The sequence below is a fragment of the Streptomyces sp. NPDC097981 genome, from assembly GCF_040302565.1.
In the GTDB taxonomy this organism is placed as follows: Bacteria; Actinomycetota; Actinomycetes; order Streptomycetales; family Streptomycetaceae; genus Streptomyces.
Genome location: NZ_JBEORW010000002.1, coordinates 46080 through 67446, shown reverse-complemented (window position 1 = coordinate 67446; position 21367 = coordinate 46080). Strand labels below are relative to the sequence as shown.

Sequence of the window (21367 nt, the reverse complement as noted above, 5' to 3'; positions counted from 1 at the left end):
GTGACCACTCGCATCGGAGTCGTCACGTTCCCCGGAACGCTCGACGACCGTGACTCGCTGCGCGCCGTCCGCCTCGCGGGGGCCGAGCCGGTCTCGCTGTGGCACCGCGACAAGGACCTGCACCAGGTCGACGCGGTCGTCCTCGCGGGCGGCTTCTCCTACGGGGACTACCTGCGCGCCGGGGCCATCTCCCGGTTCTCGCCGGTGATGGAGACCATCATCGAGCAGGCCAAGGCGGGCATGCCCGTCCTGGGCATCTGCAACGGCTTCCAGATCCTCACCGAGGCCCACCTGCTGCCGGGGGCGATGCTCCGGAACAACCACCTGCACTTCATCTGCCGCGACCAGAAGCTGCGGGTGGAGAACGCGGAGACCGCGTGGACCGGCGACTACACCGCCGGCCAGGAGATCTCCGTACCGCTCAAGAACATGGACGGCCGGTACGTCGCCGACGAGCGTGTGCTCGACGAGCTGGAGGCCGAAGGCCGCGTGGCCTTCCGCTACGTCGACATGAACCCGAACGGGTCGCTCCGCGACATCGCCGGCATCACCAACGCCGCGGGCAACGTCGTCGGCCTCATGCCGCACCCGGAGCACGCGGTCGAGCCGCTGATCGGGACGGGCCGCACCGACGGCCTCCCGTTCTTCACCTCGGTCCTGAAGAAGCTGGTCTCCGCATGAGCCTCGACACCGTCAAGAACGCCACCGAAACCCCGGACTCGGCGCAGCCCTGGAAGGAGCTCGGCCTCAAGGAGGACGAGTACGCCCGCATCCGGGAGATCCTCGGCCGCCGCCCGACCGGCGCCGAGCTCGCCATGTACTCGGTCATGTGGTCCGAGCACTGCTCGTACAAGAGCAGCAAGGTCCACCTGAAGCAGTTCGGCGAGAAGGTCCCGGAGAACGACGCCATGCTCGTCGGCATCGGCGAGAACGCCGGCGTCGTCGACGTGGGCCAGGGCTACGCGGTCACCTTCAAGGTCGAGTCGCACAACCACCCCTCGTACATCGAGCCCTACCAGGGCGCGGCCACCGGCGTCGGCGGCATCGTCCGCGACATCCTCGCCATGGGTGCCCGCCCGGTCGCGGTCGTCGACCCGCTGCGCTTCGGCGCGGCCGACCACCCCGACACCAAGCGCGTCCTGCCGGGCGTCGTCGCGGGCATCGGCGGCTACGGCAACTGCCTGGGCCTGCCGAACATCGGCGGCGAGGTCGTCTTCGACGCCTGCTACCAGGGCAACCCGCTCGTCAACGCCGGCTGCATCGGCGTCATGAAGCACGAGGACATCCACCTCGCCAAGGCCTCCGGCCCCGGCAACAAGGTCATCCTCTACGGCGCCCGCACGGGCGGCGACGGCATCGGCGGCGTGTCCGTGCTGGCCTCGGAGACGTTCGACGACTCCAAGCCCACCAAGCGCCCCGCCGTCCAGGTCGGCGACCCCTTCCAGGAGAAGCTCCTCATCGAGTGCACCCTGGAGATCTTCAAGGAGAAGCTCGTCGCGGGCATCCAGGACCTCGGCGGTGCCGGGCTCTCCTGCGCCACCAGCGAGCTCGCCTCCGCCGGTTCCGGCGGCATGCGGGTCGAGCTCGACACCGTGCCGCTGCGCGATGCGACGCTCTCGCCCGAGGAGATCCTCATGAGCGAGTCGCAGGAGCGCATGTGCGCGATCGTCGAGCCGCAGCACGTCGGGCGCTTCATGGAGATCTGCGAGAAGTGGGACGTCATCGCCACCGTCATCGGTGAGGTGACCGACGGCGAGCGCCTGGAGATCTTCTGGCACGGCGAGCAGATCGTGGACGTGCCGCCGGGCACCGTCGCCCACGAGGGCCCGGTGTACCACCGCCCGTACGCGCGCCCCGAGTGGCAGGACGCCCTCCAGGCCGACGACGCGGGCAAGCTGCCGCGGCCGCAGACCTCCGAGGAGCTCCGCGCGCAGGTCCTGGCGCTGGTCTCGTCCCCGAACCAGGCCTCGAAGTCCTGGGTCACCGACCAGTACGACCGCTTCGTGCAGGGCAACACCGTCCTGTCGCAGCCCGAGGACGCCGGCATGGTCCGCATCGACGAGGAGTCCAACCTCGGCGTCGCCATGGCCACCGACGGCAACGGCCGCTACGCGAAGCTCGACCCGTACACGGGCGCGCAGCTCGCGCTGGCGGAGGCGTACCGCAACGTTGCCGCGACCGGCGCCAAGCCGCTCGCGATCTCCGACTGCCTGAACTTCGGCTCCCCCGAGGACCCGGGCGTCATGTGGCAGTTCGCCGAGGCCACCCGCGGTCTCGCGGACGGCTGCCTGGCGCTGGGCACCCCGGTGACCGGCGGCAACGTCTCGCTGTACAACCAGACCGGTGAGACCGCGATCCACCCGACCCCGGTCGTGGCGGTCCTCGGTGTCATCGACGACGTCAACCGCCGCACGCCGATGGCGTTCGCGGAGGCCGGCCAGCTGCTGTACCTGCTCGGCGACACCGCCGAGGAGTTCGGCGGCTCGGCCTGGTCCCAGGTCGTGCACGACCACCTCGGCGGCATGCCGCCCAAGGTGGACCTGGGCCGCGAGAAGCTGCTCGCCGAGATCCTGATCTCGGCGTCCCGCGACGGCATGGTCGACGCGGCGCACGACCTGTCCGACGGCGGCGTGATCCAGGCGCTCACCGAGTCCTGCCTGCGCGGCGGCAACGGCGCGCGGATCGTGGTCCCGGAGGGCCTGGACGCCTTCACCTTCCTGTTCTCCGAGTCCGCGGGCCGGGCCGTCGTGGCCGTCCCGCGCAGCGAGGAGCTCCGCTTCACCGACATGTGCGGTGCGCGGGGCCTGCCCGCCACCCGCATCGGCGTGGTGGACGGCGAGGAGATCGAGGTCCAGGGCGAGTTCACGATTCCGCTCGCGGAGCTGCGTACCGCTCACGAGGCGACGATCCCTGCGCTGCTGGCCTGATCCCGCTTCCGCTTCCGAGCCCCCGTCCGGATCTTCCGGGCGGGGGCCCGGGCCTTTCCGGGGCCCGCGGCGGCCGGTGCCGGATCCGGAGCGGGCTTCCCGGCCTGCCGGTTGCAGCAGTTCCGTGCCCGTGCAGGACGTCTGACCCGGTCGGGCGCATCCGCACAGCAGCTGCGGGGGAGGCTGCGGCGGCGGCGACTGATCCGGCAGACTCGCCGCATGGCATCCAGGACCCGCACCCGTACGTACGACGCCGCGAAGATCCGCTCGGCCGTCACCGCGCAGTTCGGCCACATCGCGGCAGCCGTCCGGGAGCTGACCCCCGAGCAGCTCGGCCGCCCCAGCGGCCTCGGCGACTGGACCGTGGCCGATCTGGCCGGACACATCGCGTGGATCGCCGATTCGCTGGCCGCCGGGCTCGCCCGGCCCCCGGCGGCGGTGCCGGAGCTGGCGGCCATCGAATGGCCCTTCGCGACGGCCTCCCTCGCCGGGAAGATCGCCGAGGCGGCCAAGGAGACCCTCGGGGGCGCCCCGCTGCCCGAGCTGTACGAGCGCGCCGGTGCCCGCCTGGCCGAGCAGCTGGCCGCGAACCCCGGCAGCCGCGTGCTGGACCTGTGGATCGGGGACATGACCCTGGCCGACTTCCTCGTCACCCGGACCGTGGAGCTGGTGGTGCACACCGACGACCTGAACCGGGCCGCCGGCGTGGACATCCCGATCGAGCGGCAGGCCCTGGCCGCGTGCACCCGGCTGCTCGCCGACGCCCTCGCGCTCAAGGCCCCGGGCGGCTCGGTGGAGGTGCGGATCCCGCCCTTCGCGGTGGTCCAGTGCATCGAGGGGCCCCGCCACACCCGCGGCACCCCGCCGAACGTGGTGGAGACGGACCCGCTGACCTGGATCCGGCTGGCCACCGGGCGTACGGACTGGGCCGCGGCCGTCGAGGACGCGCAGGTCAGGGCCAGTGGCGAGCGGGCCGACCTGGCGGCGCTGCTGCCCGTGATGAGCTGAGGTGGAACCGCCCGCCGGACCCGCCCGTCCCATGGCCATGGGTACCCATCGGCACGTCCCGACCAGCCTGGCCGTCGCATCGGCACTCGCGCTCGTCCTCAGCGCCTGCAGCCAGGGCGGGGAGGGAGGGACCCGTGTGCTTCCGAACCCCAAGGGTTCGTGGGCCGTCGAGTCCCTGACCACCGGCGGCCGCACCCTGCACGCGCCCGACAACGCCCGCCTGGACCTCGCGGAGAAGGAGGCCACGGGCAACTACGGCTGCAACCGCTTCAAGGCGGCGGTCGCCTTCGCCGGCACCTCCGCGGTGACCGTCACCCCCGGCCCCACGACCGTCACGTCCTGCGCGGACATCGAGTTCGAGCAGGAGTTCGCCAAGCTCTTCAAGGGCCGGCTGACCATCGACCGGGGGCCCGACCGGCTCACGCTCAAGACCGCCGACGGGAGCACGATTGCGATGAGCACGAAGCCCCCGGTCCCGGACGCCCCCCTCACGGCCACCGAGTGGACCGTCGAGTCCCTGATCAGCGGCGACAGCGTGTCCCCGCTGCCCGCCGAGGCCGCGGGCAAGGCACGGTTCCTGCTGACCGCCGACCTCGCCGCGAGCGGCAGCCTCGGCTGCAACCACTTCAGCGCCAAGGCCACCGGCGACGGCGCCCAGCTCACCTTCGGGCCGCTGACCACGACCCGGATGGCCTGCGAGGGCCCGGTGGGCGAGGTCGAGCGGACACTGACCGAGCTCTTCGCCGCCTCCCCGCTCACCTGGAGCATCGAGGGCCGGACCCTCACCCTCACCGCGCCCGACGGCAAGGGCCTGACCGCGAAGGCCGCCTCGGCCGCCGAATGAGACCGGACGGTATCCGCTCGCCGACCGGCAACCGGCGTGCGTACTCGCCGAGTTCGGCCATGTGGTGATCACGGCAAGGGGGTTCAGCCCGGGTACGGAAGCAGCCCCGCGTCCGTCTTCTCCCAGGCCGCGCGGAGCTCCGCCAGCCGGGCCGGCTCCACGGCCGCCTTGTCGGCCTGCTCGCGCAGGTCCCCCGCCAGGTTGAACCGGCCCGGAACTCCCGCTCCCCGCCGGCCGGCGCGGACGCGGGCTCCCGGGCGTCGGCGGCCTGTGCCGGGGCCGCCGGCAGACCCACCGAGGCGGCGGCCGCGGCCGCTCCGACGGCGCCCCCGAAGGCACGCCGGGACAGCTTGCTGTTGTGCGAAGACACAGGTACTCCAAGGCACGGTTCACCCACCCGCCCCGGGCGGGGCGCGGGACGGCGCGCGGCACGGCAGGGCAGGGCAGGGCGAAGCGGAAATGTGAAAGGGGGGAGAAGAGTTGCGGCTACGCGGAACAGCGACAGATGGCGCTCGCGACACGGACCAGGTCTACGTGGCGGCGCTCGACGAGGGTGACGGCACGGTCACCGAGAGGCTGCATGGGGCGAGAGCCCGTACGAATCCTCTTGTAGCTGTCAACAAACGATCCGGATACCGAGACGGAGGCATTCGGTCACCCTCTGTGCTGTGACATTTCCCGGCCGTCCCCAATTCGGACCAGTGGTCGATCTCGCCTACACTCGGAAGCGTGCCTCGTGGTGATGGACGACTCAACCACGACCTGCTCCCCGGCGAAAAGGGCCCCCAGGACGCTTGCGGCGTCTTCGGTGTCTGGGCTCCGGGTGAAGAGGTCGCCAAGCTCACCTACTTCGGACTGTATGCGCTGCAGCACCGTGGACAAGAGTCCGCGGGAATCGCTGTGAGCAACGGTTCCCAGATCCTCGTCTTCAAGGACATGGGACTAGTTTCCCAAGTCTTCGACGAAACCTCTCTCGGCTCGCTCCAGGGTCATATCGCGGTCGGTCACGCCCGCTACTCGACCACCGGAGCCTCCGTCTGGGAGAACGCTCAGCCCACCTTCCGCGCGACCGCCCACGGCTCCATCGCCCTGGGTCACAACGGCAACCTGGTGAACACCGCCGAGCTTGCCGAGATGGTCGCCGACCTCCCCCGTCAGGACGGCCGCGCCACCCAGGTGGCGGCCACCAACGACACCGACCTGGTCACGGCCCTGCTGGCCGGCCAGACGGACGACGAGGGCAAGCCCCTGACCATCGAGGAGTCGGCCGCCAAGGTCCTCCCGCAGGTCAAGGGTGCGTTCTCGCTCGTGTTCATGGACGAGGGAACCCTCTACACCGCCCGTGACCCGCAGGGCATCCGCCCGCTGGTCCTCGGCCGCCTGGAGCGCGGCTGGGTGGTCGCGAGCGAGACCGCCGCCCTCGACATCTGCGGCGCCAGCTTCGTCCGCGAGGTCGAGCCGGGCGAGCTCATCGCGATCGACGAGAACGGTCTGCGCACCTCTCGTTTCGCGGAAGCAAAGCCCAAGGGCTGTGTCTTCGAGTACGTCTACCTGGCGCGCCCGGACACCGACATCGCAGGCCGCAACGTCTACCTCTCGCGTGTCGAGATGGGCCGGCGCCTGGCCAAGGAAGCCCCGGTCGACGCCGACCTGGTGATAGCGACGCCGGAATCCGGCACGCCCGCCGCCGTCGGATACGCCGAGGCCAGCGGGATCCCGTACGGCTCCGGCCTGGTCAAGAACGCCTACGTCGGCCGGACCTTCATCCAGCCCTCGCAGACGATCCGCCAGCTGGGCATCCGCCTGAAGCTCAACCCGCTCAAGGAAGTCATCCGGGGCAAGCGCCTGGTGGTCGTGGACGACTCGATCGTCCGCGGCAACACCCAGCGAGCCCTCGTCAAGATGCTCCGCGAGGCCGGCGCCGCCGAGGTCCACATCCGGATCTCCTCGCCGCCGGTGAAGTGGCCGTGCTTCTTCGGCATCGACTTCGCGACCCGGGCCGAGCTCATCGCCAACGGCATGACGGTCGACGAGATCGCCACGTCGCTGGGCGCGGACTCGCTCTCGTACATCTCGCTCGACGCGATGATCGAGGCGACGACCATCCAGAAGCCCAACCTCTGCCGCGCCTGCTTCGACGGCGAGTACCCCATGGAGCTGCCCGACCCGCAGCTCCTGGGCAAGCAGCTGCTGGAGACCGAGCTCGCGGGCGGCGCCGACGCCGCAGACGCGCTCCGTCGCCCGTAGGTCCCGCGAGACCGGCTCCACCTGCGCCGGGCCCTGCCTTTCAAGCTTTTCCCAGGGCCCGGCACCACACGCAGTAACGACACGAAAGCTCTCCCTGTCATGACAGAGAAGACCACCGGTGCCAGCTACGCAGCCGCGGGCGTCGACATCGAAGCGGGAGACCGCGCCGTCGAGCTGATGAAGGAGTGGGTGAAGAAGACGCAGCGCCCCGAGGTCCTCGGCGGCCTCGGCGGATTCGCCGGCCTCTTCGACGCCTCCGCCCTCAAGCGCTACGAGCGTCCGCTGCTGGCCTCGGCCACCGACGGGGTCGGCACGAAGGTGGACATCGCCCGCCAGCTGGGCGTGTACGACACCATCGGCCACGACCTCGTCGCGATGGTCATGGACGACATCGTCGTCTGCGGTGCCGAGCCGCTCTTCATGACCGACTACATCTGCGTGGGCAAGGTCCACCCGGAGCGTGTCGCGGCGATCGTCAAGGGCATCGCCGAGGGCTGTGTCCTCGCCGGCTGCGCCCTGGTGGGCGGTGAGACCGCCGAGCACCCGGGTCTGCTGGGTCCGGACGACTTCGACGTGGCGGGCGCCGGCACCGGTGTCGTCGAGTACGACCGCCTGCTCGGCGCGGATCGCATCCGTACGGGTGACGCCGTCATCGCGATGGCGTCGTCCGGCCTTCACTCGAACGGGTACTCGCTGGTCCGGCACGTCCTCTTCGACCGCGCCGGGATGTCGCTCGACCAGCACGTGGAGGAGCTCGGCCGGACCCTCGGCGAGGAGCTCCTGGAGCCGACCAAGATCTACTCGCTGGACTGCATGGCTCTCACCCGTACGGCCGAGGTCCACGCGTACTCGCACATCACGGGCGGCGGACTCGCGGCGAACCTGGCCCGGGTCATCCCGGACCACCTGCACGCCACGGTCGACCGTTCGACCTGGACCCCGGGTGCCGTCTTCGACCTCGTCGGCAAGGCCGGGCAGGTCGAGCAGCTGGAGCTGGAGAAGACGCTCAACATGGGCGTCGGCATGATGGCCGTGGTCCCGCAGGAGTCGGTGGACGTGGCCCTGACCGCGCTGGCCGACCGGGGCGTGGACGCCTGGGTCGCGGGAGAGATCCTGGACCGCGGCGCACACACCGAGGGCGCGACCCTGACCGGCGCGTACGCGAGCTGAGACAACACCGAAACCCGGTCCGGGGCGATGCCCTGGACCGGGTTTGTGTTTGCTCAGCCGGGGTCAGCCACTGGCTGCCACCCGCGTGGTGCAGACGCGAAAGCGTCAAGCGCCGCGACGCTGTGCCGACGGGCCGGACTCTTCGTCCTCGTCGTCGTCATCATCGCTGTTGTACAGATCCGCGTACCTGGCGTACGGGTCGTCGTCGTCCTGATCGTCATCGACTTCGACCGGCTCGCTGACAGGCAGCAGCGGTTCCGTCGGCGATGCGCCCAGCTCATTGGCCAGACGCGAGAGGTCAGTCCCGCCGCTGTTGTACTTCAGCTGGCGGGCGACCTTTGTCTGCTTGGCCTTGGCCCGGCCGCGCCCCATGGCTCGACCCCCTCGGTGACGGGGCTCGACGGCCCCAGAGTCTGACACGCGTTCATGGTTCGGAGCGGGCTCTCCGTGGAGAGACCGTCCGTAGGGGTTTAACGGTACCTGCTTCCGCGGCCATACGGTACGCCGCCCGCATGACGTGCCCCGGAGCAGGACCAATGAGGCGCCCCGTCCTCGCTGGTCAGCTGCGATTTTAACCCTTTCCTGGCGGGCGACCCGCCGAAGTGCAGTGAGTTCCGTCTCGCCGCAACCCCGGCGGGCGCACGTCAGGGGCCGTTACGACGGGTCTGCGGCCGGGGTCGCCGCCTGCGCGGCCTTCGCGGCGCGGGCGTCCGCCATCCGCTGCTCGGCGATCCGGTCGGCCGCGGCGGCCGGCGGAATACCGTCCGACTTTGCGCGAGTGAAGATTTCCAGCGTGGTGTCGAAGATCTTCGTCGCCTTGGCCTTGCAGCGGTCGAAGTCGAAGCCGTGCAGCTCGTCGGCGACCTGGATGACGCCGCCCGCGTTGACCACGTAGTCCGGGGCGTAGAGGATGCCGCGGTCCGCGAGGTCCTTCTCGATGCCCGGGTGGGCGAGCTGGTTGTTCGCCGCACCGCAGACGATCGAGGCGGTGAGGGCGGGCACGGTCTCGTCGTTCAGGGCGCCGCCGAGGGCACAGGGGGCGTAGATGTCCAGGCCCTCGGTGCGGATCAGGGCGTCCGTGTCGGCCACGGCGGTGACCTGCGGGTGCTTGTCGAGGATGCGGCGCACCGACTCCTCGCGCACGTCCGTGATGACGACCTCTGCGCCGTCCTCCAGGAGGTGCTCGACCAGGTAGTGGCCGACCTTGCCGACACCGGCCACGGCGACCTTGCGGCCGCGCAGGGTCGGGTCGCCCCACAGGTGCTGGGCGCTGGCGCGCATGCCCTGGAAGACGCCGAAGGCGGTCAGGACGGAGGAGTCGCCGGCGCCGCCGTTCTCGGGGGAGCGGCCGGTGGCCCAGCGGGTCTCGCGGGCGACGACGTCCATGTCCGCGACGTAGGTGCCGACGTCGCAGGCCGTGACGTAGCGGCCGCCGAGGGACTCGACGAACCGGCCGTAGGCCAGCAGCAGTTCCTCGGTCTTGATGACGTCCGGGTCGCCGATGATCACGGCCTTGCCGCCGCCGAGGCCGAGCCCGGCCATGGCGTTCTTGTACGACATGCCCCGCGAGAGGTTCAGCGCGTCCTGGACGGCCTCCTCGTCGGAGGCGTACGCGTGGAAGCGCGTGCCGCCGAGGGCGGGACCCAGGGCGGTGGAGTGGATGGCGATGACGGCCTTCAGGCCAGTGGCTCGGTCCTGGCACAGCACGACTTGCTCGTGGCCGCCCTGTTCCGTGCGGAACAGGGTGTGCAGGACGCCGTCGGTCATTTCGGTCACGGTGGTGACTCCCATGGAAGAGATGCGGCGGAATGACGCCCGCCCTGCGGGTGGGGGGAGGGCGCGCTGGGAGCAGCGTAAGACCTGCAGGGCGTGTGCAGTCGACCTGTCCAGAGATCGGAACACTCCCGCAGTACTGCCCCCGGCCCTGGAGGGTCGGCGGACGCCCGGCGGAGTATCACCGGGCGGTGCGGGGGAGTACGAGAGCGTGAGCGAATCCTCCGACCCCCGGCTGCCCTCCGCGCGCTCGGCGCCGACCGTCCCGTACGCCTCCTACCTGCGCGTCTACGAGCCGCTGGCGGTCTTCGCGGAGCCGGAGCGCACGCACTGGGCCGCGTACGCCCGGCGCGGGGTGGTGCCGACCGCCCAGGACGAACTGCGTCGCTCCCTCTCCGATCTGGTCCGGGTCCCGGTGGTCGGGGTGCCGGCGCACGAGAGCGCGGACGCCTTCACGGCGGAGGTGGACGGGGTGCTGCTGGTCTGTCCGTGGCGGACCAGACTGCGCGGCTGGCTGGCGCTCCAGGAGCTGGCCGGGCAGTTCCCGCTCCCGGTGCTGGACGCGGCGCTCCCACCGGCGGCGAGGCGGCGGGCGGCCGAGGAGTACGAGCGCTGGCGGGAGCGGAATCCGGATGCGCGCCCGTGGATCCGCACCGCGGTGTGGCAGGTGCCGCTGCGCTGGTTCGTGCTGGTGGCCGATGACGAGCGGGAGTACCTTTCGGGCGAGCGGATGCGCTACCGGACGCCGATGGTGCAGGCCCGGCGGCGCCTCGCACGGGGACTGCGGACCCTTCGGGAGGCCGAGGGGTACGGGGGGCTCGCGGAGGGGCTGGTGGAGGTCGGCAGCTGGCTGGAGGAGTTCCACCCGCGCTCGATGGTCGAACTGGATTACGGGGGGCTGGTGCACGCGCTGTCGGCGGACCGGCTCCGCGCCGACCACTCGGCCCGGGACATGGCGGTGGGGATCGCGGCGCTGCGGGCCGGGGACGAGGCCGGGGCGGCGGAGGCGTACGAGGAGCTGGCTGAGCGCTGGCGGGAAGTCCGGGAGAGACTGTTCGCGAACTGATCGCCGGGAGCCGGCCGGCGGGTGGTGGGGCGCGCAGGCGAAAGCCCCGCGTACCGTGCGTATCGGTCGATCGGCCATAAACCGCTGATCAGAGGCATGACCTGGCCATTCGGGCCTTGATGCCAGGACCTACGTCCCGATACGGGCCATTGGCCCAAGCGTGACGGACCGCACTAACCACACCCTTGCGCCCTTCCCCTACCCTCGTGCCAAAATAGGACAAGGAGTCCGGGGAGGGTTCCTTCCGCCCAACTGAGGGCGGAATGCTCGGCATTGCACTCTACGGGGGGTCCTGACGACTCCTGATCGCTCTGTGACTGATCGTCACAGTGGGGTGACTGTCCGTTATGGGGCGGTCCATCGGCTTCCGCCGCTGATGAACACCTCGGAGGGCAATTCCATCGGTTTGGCCGTCGAGGCTGGACGGATGGTGTAGTTGTAGTGCCGAGGACAAGCCGTTCGTCCTATAACCGACTCGGCCCGCGTATGTCCATTTCGGGCAACGCGGGCCAAGGTGCAGAATTTAGAGGAAAGAACCGAGATGGTTCGGTTCTCCCGAGGAGGCCGCTCATGACCGCTCGCACCCCTGATGCCGAGCCGCTGCTGACCCCGGCTGAGGTTGCCACGATGTTCCGCGTGGACCCGAAGACGGTGACCCGCTGGGCCAAGGCCGGCAAGCTCACGTCCATCCGCACCCTGGGTGGACACCGCCGTTACCGCGAGGCCGAGGTTCGCGCACTGCTCGCGGGAATTCCGCAGCAGCGCAGCGAGGCCTGAGGTCGCGCAAGCACCCCCGCTTTACCGGGCTTGAATCGGGTCCCCCAATCCGATGAAACCCACATGGCTTCAAACGGCCGGACCTGCCCCAACAGGTGCTTGCCGTTCGATCGCGCTGGACTCCGCCGGGTCCAGCGCGATCTTTTTATGCCCGGAGACGGGGGTGGAATCGGGCCGATGCGGGACGTCGGCAGGAGGGTGCCATTGCACATATTAAATCGAGCACGCGTATGGGTGCGATAAATGTGTGAGTCCCAAAAACTCATGTGGTGACTCCCGTCACAGGCTGTGACTCTTGTCCAACCCGCAATGCACCCGTAAGGGGACGTGCGTCGCAGAGCGCCTCATGCGGACGGGGGATTTTCCCGAACGGACCCGTTCCGGGAGGGCAGCCGGGTGACGGCGACCCCGGCAGGCGGTGGTCATCGCGCGTCGGATGCACCGGCAGATGCACCGCAGATGTCCCGGGTGGGTCTCCTGGGGCCTCCTGGGGCCTCTGGCAGGCCCTCAGGGGCGCCCGTAGGGACGGAGGGTGGGAGAACGGCGTCCGGGCCCGCGCAATGCGGCGCAGCCGAGCGCAACGGGGCGCAGTGGAGCGCAGCAGAGCGCAACGCATCAGGGCCCGCATCCCTGGGGATGCGGGCCCTGATGTTGCTGCGAACCTGACGGGACTTGAACCCGCGACCTCCACCTTGACAGGGTGGCGAGCTAACCAACTGCTCCACAGGTCCTTGATTTGCTGCCGCTGGGCGGCTGCGAATCAGACTGTACCGCAGCTCAGGGGGTGCAGTCGAACCCGATCACGGAGCGGCCGCGTCCACCGCCTTCACGATCCGCTTGTCGGAGACCGGGTAGGCCGTCCCGAGGGCGTGCGCGAAGTAGCTGACCCTGAGCTCCTCGATCATCCAGCGGATGTCGGTGACCGTGGAAGCCACGGGCCGGCCCTTCGGCAGCTGCTCCAGCAGCCACGCGTACTCGTCCTGCATCTCGTGGACCTTCTCCATGCGCGTGGTGTCGCGCTGGGCGCCCGTCGGCATCTGCTGGAGCCGCCGGTCCGCCGCCACCAGGTAGCGCATCAGGTCCGGCAGCCGGCGCAGGCCCGTCAGGGTCACGAAGCCGGCGGGCACGAGGGCCGCCAGCTGCGTCTTCACGTCCTGCACGTTCGCCACCAGGGCCAGGCTGTTCACGGCCTTCAGACGGCGCTCACAGGCCTGCCAGGCGGCCAGCACCTGCTGGACCTGGCCCACCGTCCGCACGGTCGTGTCCACCAGGTCCGCGCGCACGGCCTCGTAGAGCTTGCGGAAGCCCGTCTCGTCCCAGGCCGGACCGCCGTGGTCGGCGATCAGCCTGTCGGTCGCCGCGGTCGCGCAGTCGTCGAACAGCGCCTGGATGGAGCCGTGCGGATTGCGGGACAGGGCCAGCTTCTGCTGGTTGGTCAGGTGGTCGGAGGCGAACTTCGCCGGGTTCACCGGGATGTTCAGCAGGATGAGGCGCCGGGTGCCCAGCCACATCGCCTGCTGCTGCTCGGCCTCCGTGTCGAAGAGCCGTACGGACACACTCGCGCCCTCGTCGACCAGCGCCGGGTACGCCTTCACCGGCTGGCCCGCCCGCCGGGTCTCGAAGACCTTGGTCAGCGTGCCGATCGTCCAGTCGGTCAGACCGGTGCGCTCCACCGACTCCCCGCCCGCCCGCTCGGCGGTGGCCGCGGCGGCCTTGGAAAGGGCCTGGCGGGCCTTCGGCTTCAGCTTCAGCCGCAGGGCCTCCAGGTCCTTGTCCTCGGCGAGGTTCCTGCGGCGCTCGTCGACGATCCGGAAGGTGATCTTCAGGTGGTCCGGGATCCGGGTGAGGTCGAAGTCCTCGGCGGAGACCGGGACCCCGACCATCCGCTGGAGCTCGCGCGCCAGGGTGACCGGCAGCGGCTCCTGCAGGGGCACGGCCGTGTCCAGGAAGCGGGTCGCGAAGTTCGGCGCGGGCACGTAGTGCCGGCGGATCGGCTTCGGCAGGGAGCGGATCAGCTCGGTGACGACCTCTTCCCGCAGGCCCGGGATCTGCCAGTCGAAGCCCTCGTCGGTGACCTGGTTCAGCACCTGGAGCGGGATGTGGACCGTCACGCCGTCCGCGTCCGCACCGGGCTCGAACTGGTAGGTCACCCGGAACGTGAGCTGCCCCTGCCGCCAGGAGTCCGGGTAGTCGGCCTTGGTGACCCCGGCCGCCTTCTCGGTGAGCAGCATCTCGCGCTCGAAGTCGAGGAGTTCGGGCTCCTCGCGCCGCTTGTGCTTCCACCAGGAGTCGAAGTGCGCGCCGGAGACCACGTGCTCGGGGATCCGCTGGTCGTAGAAGTCGAAGAGGGTCTCGTCGTCGACCACGATGTCGCGGCGCCGCGCCCGGTTCTCCAGCTCCTCGACCTCGGTGAGGAGCTTGCGGTTGTCGGCGTAGAACTTGTGGTGGGTCCGCCAGTCACCCTCGACCAGGGCGTTGCGGATGAACAGCTCGCGCGAGACCTCGGCGTCGATCCGGCCGTAGTTGATCTTCCGCTGGGCGACGATCGGCACGCCGTACAGCGTCACCTTCTCGTACGCCATGACGGCCGCCTGGTCCTTCTCCCAGTGCGGCTCGCTGTACGTGCGCTTGATCAGGTGCTGGGCCAGCGGCTCGACCCACTCGGGCTCCACCTTGGCGTTGACCCGGGCCCACAGCCGCGAGGTCTCCACCAGCTCCGCCGACATCAGGAACTTCGGCTGCTTCTTGAAGAGCGCCGAGCCGGGGAAGACCGCGAACTTGGCGGACCTGGCCCCCAGGTACTCGTTCTTGTCGGTGTCCTTCAGGCCGATGTGCGAGAGCAGGCCGGCCAGCAGCGAGATGTGGACGTGCTGCTCGGGCGCGTCGGTCTCGTTGACGTGGATGCCCATGCCCTTGGCGACCGTACGCAGCTGCGAGTAGATGTCCTGCCACTCCCGGATCCGCAGGAAGTTCAGGTACTCCTGCTTGCACATCCGGCGGAACGAGGACGAGCCGCGCTCCTTCTGCTGCTCGCGGATGTAGCGCCACATGTTCAGGAACGAGAGGAAATCGCTCGTCTCGTCCTTGAAGCGGGCGTGGTTCTGGTCGGCCTGGGTCTGCTTGTCCGAGGGCCGCTCGCGCGGGTCCTGGATGGACAGGGCCGCCGCGATGACCATGACCTCGCGGACGCAGTTGTTCTTGTCGGCCTCGACGACCATGCGGGCCAGGCGGGGGTCCACGGGGAGCTGGGAGAGCTGGCGGCCCATCTGGGTGAGCCGCCTCGATGGGTCCTTCTCCGTCGGGTCCAGTGCCCCGAGCTCCTGGAGCAGCTGGACGCCGTCGCGGATGTTGCGGTGGTCCGGCGGGTCGATGAAGGGGAACTTCTCGATCTCGCCGAGGCCGGCCGCGGTCATCTGGAGGATGACGGAGGCCAGGTTCGTGCGCAGGATCTCGGCGTCCGTGAACTCGGGACGGGCGTTGAAGTCGTCCTCGGAGTAGAGCCGGATGCAGATGCCGTCGCTGGTGCGGCCGCAGCGGCCCTTGCGCTGGTTGGCGCTGGCCTGGGAGATCCGCTCGATGGGCAGGCGCTGCACCTTGGTGCGGTGGCTGTAGCGGGAGATCCGGGCGGTGCCCGGATCGATCACGTACTTGATGCCGGGCACGGTCAGGGAGGTCTCGGCGACGTTGGTGGCCAGGACGATCCGGCGGCCGGTGTGCTGCTGGAAGACCCGGTGCTGCTCGGCGTGCGAGAGGCGGGCGTAGAGCGGCAGGACCTCGGTGAACCGGAGCTTCTTCTTGATCAGGGCGTCCGCGGTGTCGCGGATCTCCCGCTCGCCGGAGAGGAAGACCAGGATGTCGCCCTGCCCCTCGGCCTGGAGCTCGTCCACGGCGTCGCAGATCGCGGTGATCTGGTCCCGGTCGCTGTCCGCTGCGTCCTCATCGGCCCCCTCCAGGAGCGGGCGGTACCGGACCTCCACCGGGTACGTACGGCCGCTGACCTCGACGATCGGGGCGTCGCCGAAGTGCCGGGAGAAGCGCTCCGGGTCGATCGTCGCCGAGGTGATCACGACCTTGAGGTCGGGGCGCTTCGGCAGCAGCTGGGACAGGTAGCCCAGCAGGAAGTCGATGTTGAGGGACCGCTCGTGGGCCTCGTCGATGATGATCGTGTCGTACGCGCGCAGCTCGCGGTCCGTCTGGATCTCGGCGAGCAGGATGCCGTCGGTCATCAGCTTCACGAAGGTCGCGTCCTGGTTCACCTGGTCGGTGAACCGGACCTTCCATCCGACCGTCTGCCCGATCTCGGACTTCAGCTCCTCGGCGATCCGCTCCGCGACCGTGCGGGCGGCGATCCGGCGGGGCTGGGTGTGCCCGATCATGCCCCGGACGCCGCGGCCCAGCTCCATGCAGATCTTGGGGATCTGCGTGGTCTTGCCGGAGCCGGTCTCACCGGCGACGATCACGACCTGGTGGTCGCGTATCGCCTCGGCGATCTCGTCCTTCTTCTGGCTGACGGGCAGGTTCTCGGGATACGTGACCTCCGGCATCCGCGAGGCACGGCCGGCCAGTCGCGCGGCGGCCTTCTCGGCCTCCGCGGCGATCTCGTCGAGCACGGCCTGCTTGGCCTCGGGTTTGCGGATGCGGCGGGCGCCTTCGAGGCGGCGGCCGAGGCGGTGCGCGTCGCGGAGGGAGATCTCACCGAGAAGCGTCTGCAGGGCGGCGAAGGAAGTAGACATACCTGGTCGAGGATCTCACCCGGGAGCGTCGGGTGGCGAACGCATTTGTGTACCGTCCCCGTACCATTTCGGGACGAGATCGCCAGAACCCACCCGCCGTCCGAGTGAGAGGCCCGCCATGTCCCGCGCCCGTGGAGTGTGGTGCGTGGTCGCTGCGCTGGCGGTGTGGGTCGTCACGGTGGCGGGGGCCGGGGCCGGAGCCGGAGCCGTGGCTCAGGCCGTCGGCCGGACCGCAGCTCTGACGGCCCCGGCCGCCGCACCCGTCCGCCCTGCCCGGGCGGTGCAGGCGGTGCCGGCCGAGCAGGCCTCCCGGGCCGCGCGGGCCGTGCCGGGCGTGCAGGCCGTTCCTGCCGCTTGGGCCCCACGGGCCATGCCGGCCTCCCAGGCTGCGCCGGTCGCACACGCCGCGCCCGCCGGGCGGGCCGTGCAGGCCTCCAGGGCCGGGCCGGCTCCCGGGGGCGTCGTCGCGGCCGCCGGGAGTGGGCGGGGGGCCGGGTGTACGCCCGGTGCCCCGGACCGGCCGTACGGGCCCGTCGTGCCGCCGCGCGGGTCGGGGGAGCAGGCGCACGTACCCGCCGGACGGCCCGCGGTGGAGCAGGCCTGGGCGTCCCGGACGCTGCCCGTGCGGGTCCTCGTACGCGGGCCGGACCAGCCGGCGCCGGGTCCGGTGGAGCTGTCCGTGATGCGGGTGTAGAGGACCGGCCCCGCCCGCCGGTCCGATCCACCACCCGTTGCCCTGGAGCACCCGCATGCCCTCTTCCTCTTCCCCTTCCTCCTCTTCCGCGCGCAAGCCGCTGCTGATCTCCGCCGGGGTCGCGCTCGCCGCCGTCACCCTCGGCCTCGTGTCCTGGCAGGCCACCGCGCCCGACGAGGCCCCCGCCGGGACCTCCTCCGCCGCGTCCGCGCCCAAGGGTTCCGACGCCCACGCCGAGCTGGCGAAGCTCGCCCGGCGCGAGTCCGGCGACAAGCTCGCCCTCGGCCGGGCCGACGCCCCCGTCGTGCTGATCGAGTACTCCGACTTCAAGTGCGGCTACTGCGGCAAATTCGCCCGCGACACCGAGCCCGAACTGGTGAAGAAGTACGTCGAGGACGGCACGCTGCGCATCGAGTGGCGCAACTTCCCGATCTTCGGCGCCGACTCCGAGGCCGCCGCCAAGGCCGCCTGGGCCGCCGGGCAGCAGGACCGGTTCGCGCAGTTCCACACGGCCGCGTACGCCGACGGCGCCAAGCAGAAGGGCTTCGGCCGGGCGCGGCTGCTGGAGCTCGCCCGCGAGGCGGGGGTCCCGGACCCGGAGCGCTTCGAACGGGACATGGACGGCGAGGCCGCCGCGGCCGCCCTGCAGAAGGACCAGGAGGAGGGCTACCGCATCGGCGTCAGCTCCACCCCGTCCTTCCTGGTGGGCGGACAGCCGATCGCGGGCGCCCAGCCGTTCGAGGCCTTCGCCGCGGCGATCGCCAAGGCCAAGGCCCGGGCCCAGGCGGCCGCGCAGTGACCGGCGTCGCGGACATCGGCTACCTGGCCGCCCTGCTGGGCGGCCTCCTCGCGCTGCTCAGCCCGTGCAGCGCGCTTCTCCTGCCCGCCTTCTTCGCGTACTCGATCGACTCCGCCTCGCGGCTGCTGGCGCGGACCGGGATCTTCTACGCGGGACTCGCGAGCACCCTCGTCCCGCTGGGCGCGGCGGGCTCGTACGCCGGGCGGTTCTTCCACGGCCACCGCGACGGGCTCGTCCTGGCCGGGGGCTGGCTGATCATCGGGCTCGGGCTCGCGCAGATCCTGGGCCTGGGCTTCGCCTCGAAGCGGATCTCGGAGCTGTCCGGGCGGATCCGGCCGACCACCGCCCTGTCGGTGTACGCGCTGGGCGCGGTCTACGGGCTGGCCGGGTTCTGCGCCGGCCCGATCCTCGGCAGCGTCCTGACGGTGGCCGCGGTCAGCGGCAGTCCGGTCTACGGGGGGCTGCTGCTGGCGGTGTACGCGCTGGGGATGGCCGTACCGCTGTTCGTGCTGGCGCTGCTGTGGGAGCGGTTCGACCTGGGCCGGCGGCGCTGGCTGCGCGGGCGGGCCGTCCGGGTGGGCCGCTTCGAACTGCACACCACCTCGCTGCTCTCGGGGCTGTTCTTCATCGCCCTCGGCGCGCTGTTCCTCGCGTACGACGGGGCGAGCGCGCTGCCGGGGCTGCTCGACGTGGACGACTCGTACGCGGTGGAGCAGCGGGTCAGGTCGGTCGCGGCCGCCGTCCCGGACTGGGCGCTGCTCGGGCTGGTGGCGGCGGGGGCGGCCGCGGTCGGCCTGACGCAGTGGCGCCGCCGCTCCCGCCCCGAGGGCGGGGCCGGGTAACGCAGAAGGCCCCGTCCGATGGACGGGGCCTTCTTGTTGTGGCTGGGGCCGGGGTCGAACCGGCGACCTATCGCTTTTCAGGCGATCGCTCGTACCAACTGAGCTACCCAGCCACGAGACCGTTTCCGGCCTCAGCGATCCTGACGGGACTTGAACCCGCGACCTCCACCTTGACAGGGTGGCGAGCTAACCAACTGCTCCACAGGACCTTGCAGTGTGCGAGACCAAGTCTTGCACACGGTAATGCGTACCCCCAACGGGATTCGAACCCGTGCTACCGCCTTGAAAGGGCGGCGTCCTGGGCCACTAGACGATGAGGGCTAAAGGCCCGCCGGGCACTTTCCAGCGCGTCGGGGACGTGAGAAGCATATGGGATCCGGGGAGCTATCGCCAAAACGGTTTCTCCCGGAGGGACAATGGCCGCGTGTTGGAGATGACGCGCGAGGAGTTCGAGGAGCTCGTCGCAGAGGCCCTGGACCGCATCCCGCCGGAGCTGACGCGGCTGATGGACAACGTGGCGGTGTTCGTCGAGGACGAGCCGCCCGCGGACGTTCCCGATCTGCTGGGCCTGTACGAGGGAACCCCGCTGACGGACCGCGGTGAGTGGTACGCCGGGGTGCTGCCGGACCGGATCACCATCTACCGCAACCCCACGCTGCGGATGTGCGAGGACCGGGAGGACGTGATCGCGGAGACCGAGGTCACCGTGGTGCACGAGATCGCCCACCACTTCGGGATCGACGACGACCGGCTGCACGCGCTGGGCTACGGATGAGCCGCCCGCAGTCCGGTGTGGAGGCCGAGGCGATCGATCCGGACGTCGACCTCCATGTGCCCGGGCAGCGCGCCGAACGGCCCGGCCCGGTGCTCGCCGCGATCGCGGCGGGCGGCGCCCTCGGGGCCTGCGCGCGGTACGGGGCGGGCCTGCTGTGGCCGGCCGGGCCCGGCGGCTTCCCGTGGGCGACCTTCTGGACCAACGTGACCGGCTGTGCGCTGATCGGCGTGCTGATGGTGCTGATCAGCGAGGGCGGCCGGTCGGCGCCGCATCCGCTCCTGCGGCCGTTCGCCGGGGTCGGGGTGCTCGGCGGGTTCACCACGTTCTCCACGTACGCGGTGGAGTTCTCGCGGCTGCTGGACGCCGGGGAGGCCGGCACGGCGCTGGCGTACGCCGGGCTCACGGTGGCCGCGGCGATGGGCGCGGTGTGGGCGGGGGCCGCGGCGACCCGCCTCGCGACCGGCCTGGCGGTGCGGGGCGGGCTGCGGAGGCGGGCGTGAACTGGGTGCTGGTGGTGGCGGGTGCGGTCGTGGGGGCGCCGCTGCGCTATCTGACGGACCGTGCGGTGCAGGCGCGGCACGATTCGGTGTTCCCGTGGGGGACCCTCGTGGTGAACGTGGGTGCCTGCCTGGTGCTCGGGACGCTGACGGGGGCGGTGCTGGCCGGTGCGGCCCCGACGCGGATGAACCTGCTGCTGGGGACCGGGCTGTGCGGGGCGCTGAGCACGTACTCGACGTTCTCGTACGAGACGCTGCGGCTGTACGAGCGCGGCTGGAGGTTCCTCGCGGCGGCGAACGCGGGGGCCTCGGTGCTGGCGGGGCTGGGTGCGGTGACGCTGGGGTCGCAGGTGGCACGGCAGTTGTTCGCCTGAGCCGTCCGCCGGACCGTCCCCTGCACGAGCCGCCGCACCGTCCGCCGGTTCCGCGGGTGTGCGCGCGGCCGGCACGGCGGATTGCGGACGGGCGGTGTTACCGAGGGCGTGTCTCTTACGGGGTAAAGGGAGTTGGGCACATTGACCCGCTCACCGCGGACCCTGACCGCCCTTCCCCGGCCGCCGCCGGGGGGACCCCCAGGAGGTGCCCCGTGCGCCCGTTGTCCGCTTCCCTCCGACTGGCCGTCTCCGCGCTCGCGGTCGCGGCCACGGCGGGCTGTATGAGTGTCGGCGAGAACGCTGCGAAGCCCGGGCCCTCCTCCTCGGCGGACCGCAAGGCGGCCGCCGAGGGTGCCGGAGCCTCCGTTTCCGGCAAGGGCCCGGGGATCCACGGCAGCGGCCACGGCTCGAAGGCGGGCGTCGCGGGCGGGGAGGGCAAGCCGGCGGAGGAGGGCAAGGCGTCCGGTGCCACCGGGGCCTCCCCCAGCCCGGGTGCGCCCGCCGGGCGGCCCGGAGCCCCCTCGCCGTCGGCCGGTCCGGGCGGGGGCGCGGGCGGCCAGGGTCCGCAGCAGCCCACCTCGGGCGGATCCGGAAGCAGTGGCCCCGGTGGGACGCAGGTCACTCCGCCCGCCCAGTCGCCGAGCCCGGAACCGCCCGTGACTTCGCCCACTCCGCCCGCCCCGACACCCCCGGCCCCGGAGCCCAGCGCAACGTCCACGCCGTAGCCGAGGACGGCTCCCGGGGGCGGCCCGCGGACGCGGCCGGCCCCCTTGGCCGGAGGGATCGTCGCAGGTCAGGGCGGATCGGGCCGGAGCGACTTGCCAGACCCCGGGGAGGGTGC

The 21367-nt window shown here is 71.1% G+C and carries 19 protein-coding genes and 4 tRNA genes; 15 read left to right on the top strand and 8 right to left on the bottom strand.

The genetic code is table 11. The features are described 5' to 3' along the window. From purQ to ABTY04_RS01920, 4 genes are all read left to right on the top strand, one after another. Nucleotides 1–681, top strand: coding sequence for a phosphoribosylformylglycinamidine synthase subunit PurQ (gene purQ / locus ABTY04_RS01935; protein ID WP_352211352.1), 681 nt, complete (start codon nt 1–3; stop codon nt 679–681). Then, complete coding sequence (gene purL, locus ABTY04_RS01930) at nt 678–2927, top strand: phosphoribosylformylglycinamidine synthase subunit PurL (RefSeq protein WP_352211351.1); 2250 nt, start codon at nt 678–680, stop codon at nt 2925–2927. Before purQ ends, purL begins: the two co-directional genes overlap by 4 nt. Nucleotides 2928–3146: 219 nt before the next feature. Next, entirely contained in the window at nt 3147–3935 is a 789-nt protein-coding gene (locus tag ABTY04_RS01925) for a maleylpyruvate isomerase family mycothiol-dependent enzyme (RefSeq protein WP_352211350.1), read from the top strand. A gap of 136 nt (nt 3936–4071) precedes the next feature. Beyond that, on the top strand, nt 4072–4779 hold the full coding sequence (locus ABTY04_RS01920; protein ID WP_352211349.1) for an META domain-containing protein: 708 nt from the start codon (nt 4072–4074) through the stop codon (nt 4777–4779). A gap of 486 nt (nt 4780–5265) precedes the next feature. Here ABTY04_RS01920 and ABTY04_RS01915 read toward each other — a convergent pair whose 3' ends face one another. Beyond that, complete coding sequence (locus tag ABTY04_RS01915) at nt 5266–5361, bottom strand: putative leader peptide (RefSeq protein ID WP_352211348.1); 96 nt, start codon at nt 5359–5361, stop codon at nt 5266–5268. 147 nt (nt 5362–5508) lie between these two features. Here ABTY04_RS01915 and purF point away from each other — a divergent pair, with 147 nt between their 5' ends. Next, the gene (gene purF, locus ABTY04_RS01910; protein ID WP_352211347.1) at nt 5509–7026 is read left to right on the top strand and encodes an amidophosphoribosyltransferase; all 1518 of its coding nucleotides are present in this window, start codon (nt 5509–5511) and stop codon (nt 7024–7026) included. Nucleotides 7027–7125: 99 nt separating this feature from the next. After that, the gene (purM, locus tag ABTY04_RS01905; protein ID WP_352211346.1) at nt 7126–8196 is read left to right on the top strand and encodes a phosphoribosylformylglycinamidine cyclo-ligase; all 1071 of its coding nucleotides are present in this window, start codon (nt 7126–7128) and stop codon (nt 8194–8196) included. A gap of 105 nt (nt 8197–8301) precedes the next feature. Here the strand turns inward: purM and ABTY04_RS01900 are convergent, their stop codons facing one another. Continuing rightward, nucleotides 8302–8568, bottom strand: a complete 267-nt coding sequence (locus ABTY04_RS01900; protein WP_352211345.1) for a DUF3073 domain-containing protein — start codon at nt 8566–8568, stop codon at nt 8302–8304. Nucleotides 8569–8850: 282 nt separating this feature from the next. Further along, complete coding sequence (locus tag ABTY04_RS01895) at nt 8851–9987, bottom strand: Leu/Phe/Val dehydrogenase (protein ID WP_352211344.1); 1137 nt, start codon at nt 9985–9987, stop codon at nt 8851–8853. Nucleotides 9988–10180: 193 nt separating this feature from the next. Between ABTY04_RS01895 and ABTY04_RS01890 the strand changes: the two genes are divergently transcribed. Continuing rightward, complete coding sequence (locus ABTY04_RS01890) at nt 10181–11035, top strand: DUF8083 family protein (protein WP_352211343.1); 855 nt, start codon at nt 10181–10183, stop codon at nt 11033–11035. 570 nt (nt 11036–11605) lie between these two features. Then, nucleotides 11606–11812: a developmental transcriptional regulator BldC gene (gene bldC, locus ABTY04_RS01885; RefSeq protein WP_003949541.1), complete on the top strand. Its 207-nt coding sequence runs from the start codon at nt 11606–11608 to the stop codon at nt 11810–11812. A gap of 657 nt (nt 11813–12469) precedes the next feature. Here the strand turns inward: bldC and ABTY04_RS01880 are convergent. Both ABTY04_RS01880 and hrpA read right to left on the bottom strand, forming a co-directional pair. Further along, nucleotides 12470–12543, bottom strand: a tRNA-Asp gene (locus tag ABTY04_RS01880). 69 nt (nt 12544–12612) lie between these two features. Further along, nucleotides 12613–16545 carry an ATP-dependent RNA helicase HrpA gene (gene hrpA / locus ABTY04_RS01875; RefSeq protein ID WP_352211342.1) on the bottom strand — a complete coding sequence of 1311 codons (3933 nt, stop codon included), beginning with the start codon at nt 16543–16545 and terminating at the stop codon, nt 12613–12615. A gap of 145 nt (nt 16546–16690) precedes the next feature. On the opposite strand from hrpA, the gene ABTY04_RS01870 reads away from it, so the two are divergent. The 3 genes from ABTY04_RS01870 to ABTY04_RS01860 are packed head-to-tail and all read left to right on the top strand — an operon-like array spanning nt 16691 to nt 18880. After that, the gene (locus ABTY04_RS01870; protein ID WP_352211341.1) at nt 16691–17239 is read left to right on the top strand and encodes a hypothetical protein; all 549 of its coding nucleotides are present in this window, start codon (nt 16691–16693) and stop codon (nt 17237–17239) included. 55 nt (nt 17240–17294) lie between these two features. Then, nucleotides 17295–18038, top strand: coding sequence for a DsbA family protein (locus ABTY04_RS01865; RefSeq protein WP_352211340.1), 744 nt, complete (start codon nt 17295–17297; stop codon nt 18036–18038). After that, entirely contained in the window at nt 18035–18880 is an 846-nt protein-coding gene (locus tag ABTY04_RS01860) for a cytochrome c biogenesis CcdA family protein (protein WP_352211339.1), read from the top strand. Before ABTY04_RS01865 ends, ABTY04_RS01860 begins: the two co-directional genes overlap by 4 nt. A gap of 39 nt (nt 18881–18919) precedes the next feature. On the opposite strand, the gene ABTY04_RS01855 is transcribed toward ABTY04_RS01860, so the two are convergent. The 3 genes from ABTY04_RS01855 to ABTY04_RS01845 all read right to left on the bottom strand — a co-directional run bounded on the left by ABTY04_RS01855 (nt 18920) and on the right by ABTY04_RS01845 (nt 19201). Next, a tRNA-Phe gene (locus ABTY04_RS01855) sits at nt 18920–18993 on the bottom strand. Between the two features lie 22 nt (nt 18994–19015). Then, nucleotides 19016–19089: transfer RNA gene (locus tag ABTY04_RS01850), tRNA-Asp, on the bottom strand. Between the two features lie 39 nt (nt 19090–19128). Beyond that, nucleotides 19129–19201: transfer RNA gene (locus tag ABTY04_RS01845), tRNA-Glu, on the bottom strand. Nucleotides 19202–19304: 103 nt separating this feature from the next. On the opposite strand from ABTY04_RS01845, the gene ABTY04_RS01840 reads away from it, so the two are divergent. The 4 genes from ABTY04_RS01840 to ABTY04_RS01825 all read left to right on the top strand — a co-directional run bounded on the left by ABTY04_RS01840 (nt 19305) and on the right by ABTY04_RS01825 (nt 21251). Beyond that, a complete protein-coding gene (locus tag ABTY04_RS01840; protein WP_352211338.1) occupies nt 19305–19655 on the top strand; it encodes a metallopeptidase family protein in 351 nt (116 codons plus the stop codon). Then, on the top strand, nt 19652–20155 hold the full coding sequence (locus tag ABTY04_RS01835; protein ID WP_352211337.1) for a fluoride efflux transporter FluC: 504 nt from the start codon (nt 19652–19654) through the stop codon (nt 20153–20155). The genes ABTY04_RS01840 and ABTY04_RS01835 overlap by 4 nt, the downstream gene beginning before the upstream one ends. Next, complete coding sequence (locus tag ABTY04_RS01830) at nt 20152–20526, top strand: fluoride efflux transporter FluC (protein ID WP_352211336.1); 375 nt, start codon at nt 20152–20154, stop codon at nt 20524–20526. The genes ABTY04_RS01835 and ABTY04_RS01830 overlap by 4 nt, the downstream gene beginning before the upstream one ends. A 221-nt stretch (nt 20527–20747) precedes the next feature. Beyond that, complete coding sequence (locus ABTY04_RS01825; protein WP_352211335.1) at nt 20748–21251, top strand: hypothetical protein; 504 nt, start codon at nt 20748–20750, stop codon at nt 21249–21251. Nucleotides 21252–21367: the final 116 nt, after the last annotated feature.

Coding starts and splice junctions, on each gene's coding strand:
- purL (WP_352211351.1), top strand. CDS start 678: ATGAGCCTCGACACCGTCAAGAACGCCACCGAAACCCCGGACTCGGCG.
- ABTY04_RS01925 (WP_352211350.1), top strand. CDS start 3,147: ATGGCATCCAGGACCCGCACCCGTACGTACGACGCCGCGAAGATCCGC.
- ABTY04_RS01915 (WP_352211348.1), bottom strand. CDS start 5,361: ATGCAGCCTCTCGGTGACCGTGCCGTCACCCTCGTCGAGCGCCGCCAC.
- purM (WP_352211346.1), top strand. CDS start 7,126: ATGACAGAGAAGACCACCGGTGCCAGCTACGCAGCCGCGGGCGTCGAC.
- ABTY04_RS01900 (WP_352211345.1), bottom strand. CDS start 8,568: ATGGGGCGCGGCCGGGCCAAGGCCAAGCAGACAAAGGTCGCCCGCCAG.
- ABTY04_RS01895 (WP_352211344.1), bottom strand. CDS start 9,987: ATGGGAGTCACCACCGTGACCGAAATGACCGACGGCGTCCTGCACACC.
- bldC (WP_003949541.1), top strand. CDS start 11,606: ATGACCGCTCGCACCCCTGATGCCGAGCCGCTGCTGACCCCGGCTGAG.
- hrpA (WP_352211342.1), bottom strand. CDS start 16,545: ATGTCTACTTCCTTCGCCGCCCTGCAGACGCTTCTCGGTGAGATCTCC.
- ABTY04_RS01865 (WP_352211340.1), top strand. CDS start 17,295: ATGCCCTCTTCCTCTTCCCCTTCCTCCTCTTCCGCGCGCAAGCCGCTG.
- ABTY04_RS01835 (WP_352211337.1), top strand. CDS start 19,652: ATGAGCCGCCCGCAGTCCGGTGTGGAGGCCGAGGCGATCGATCCGGAC.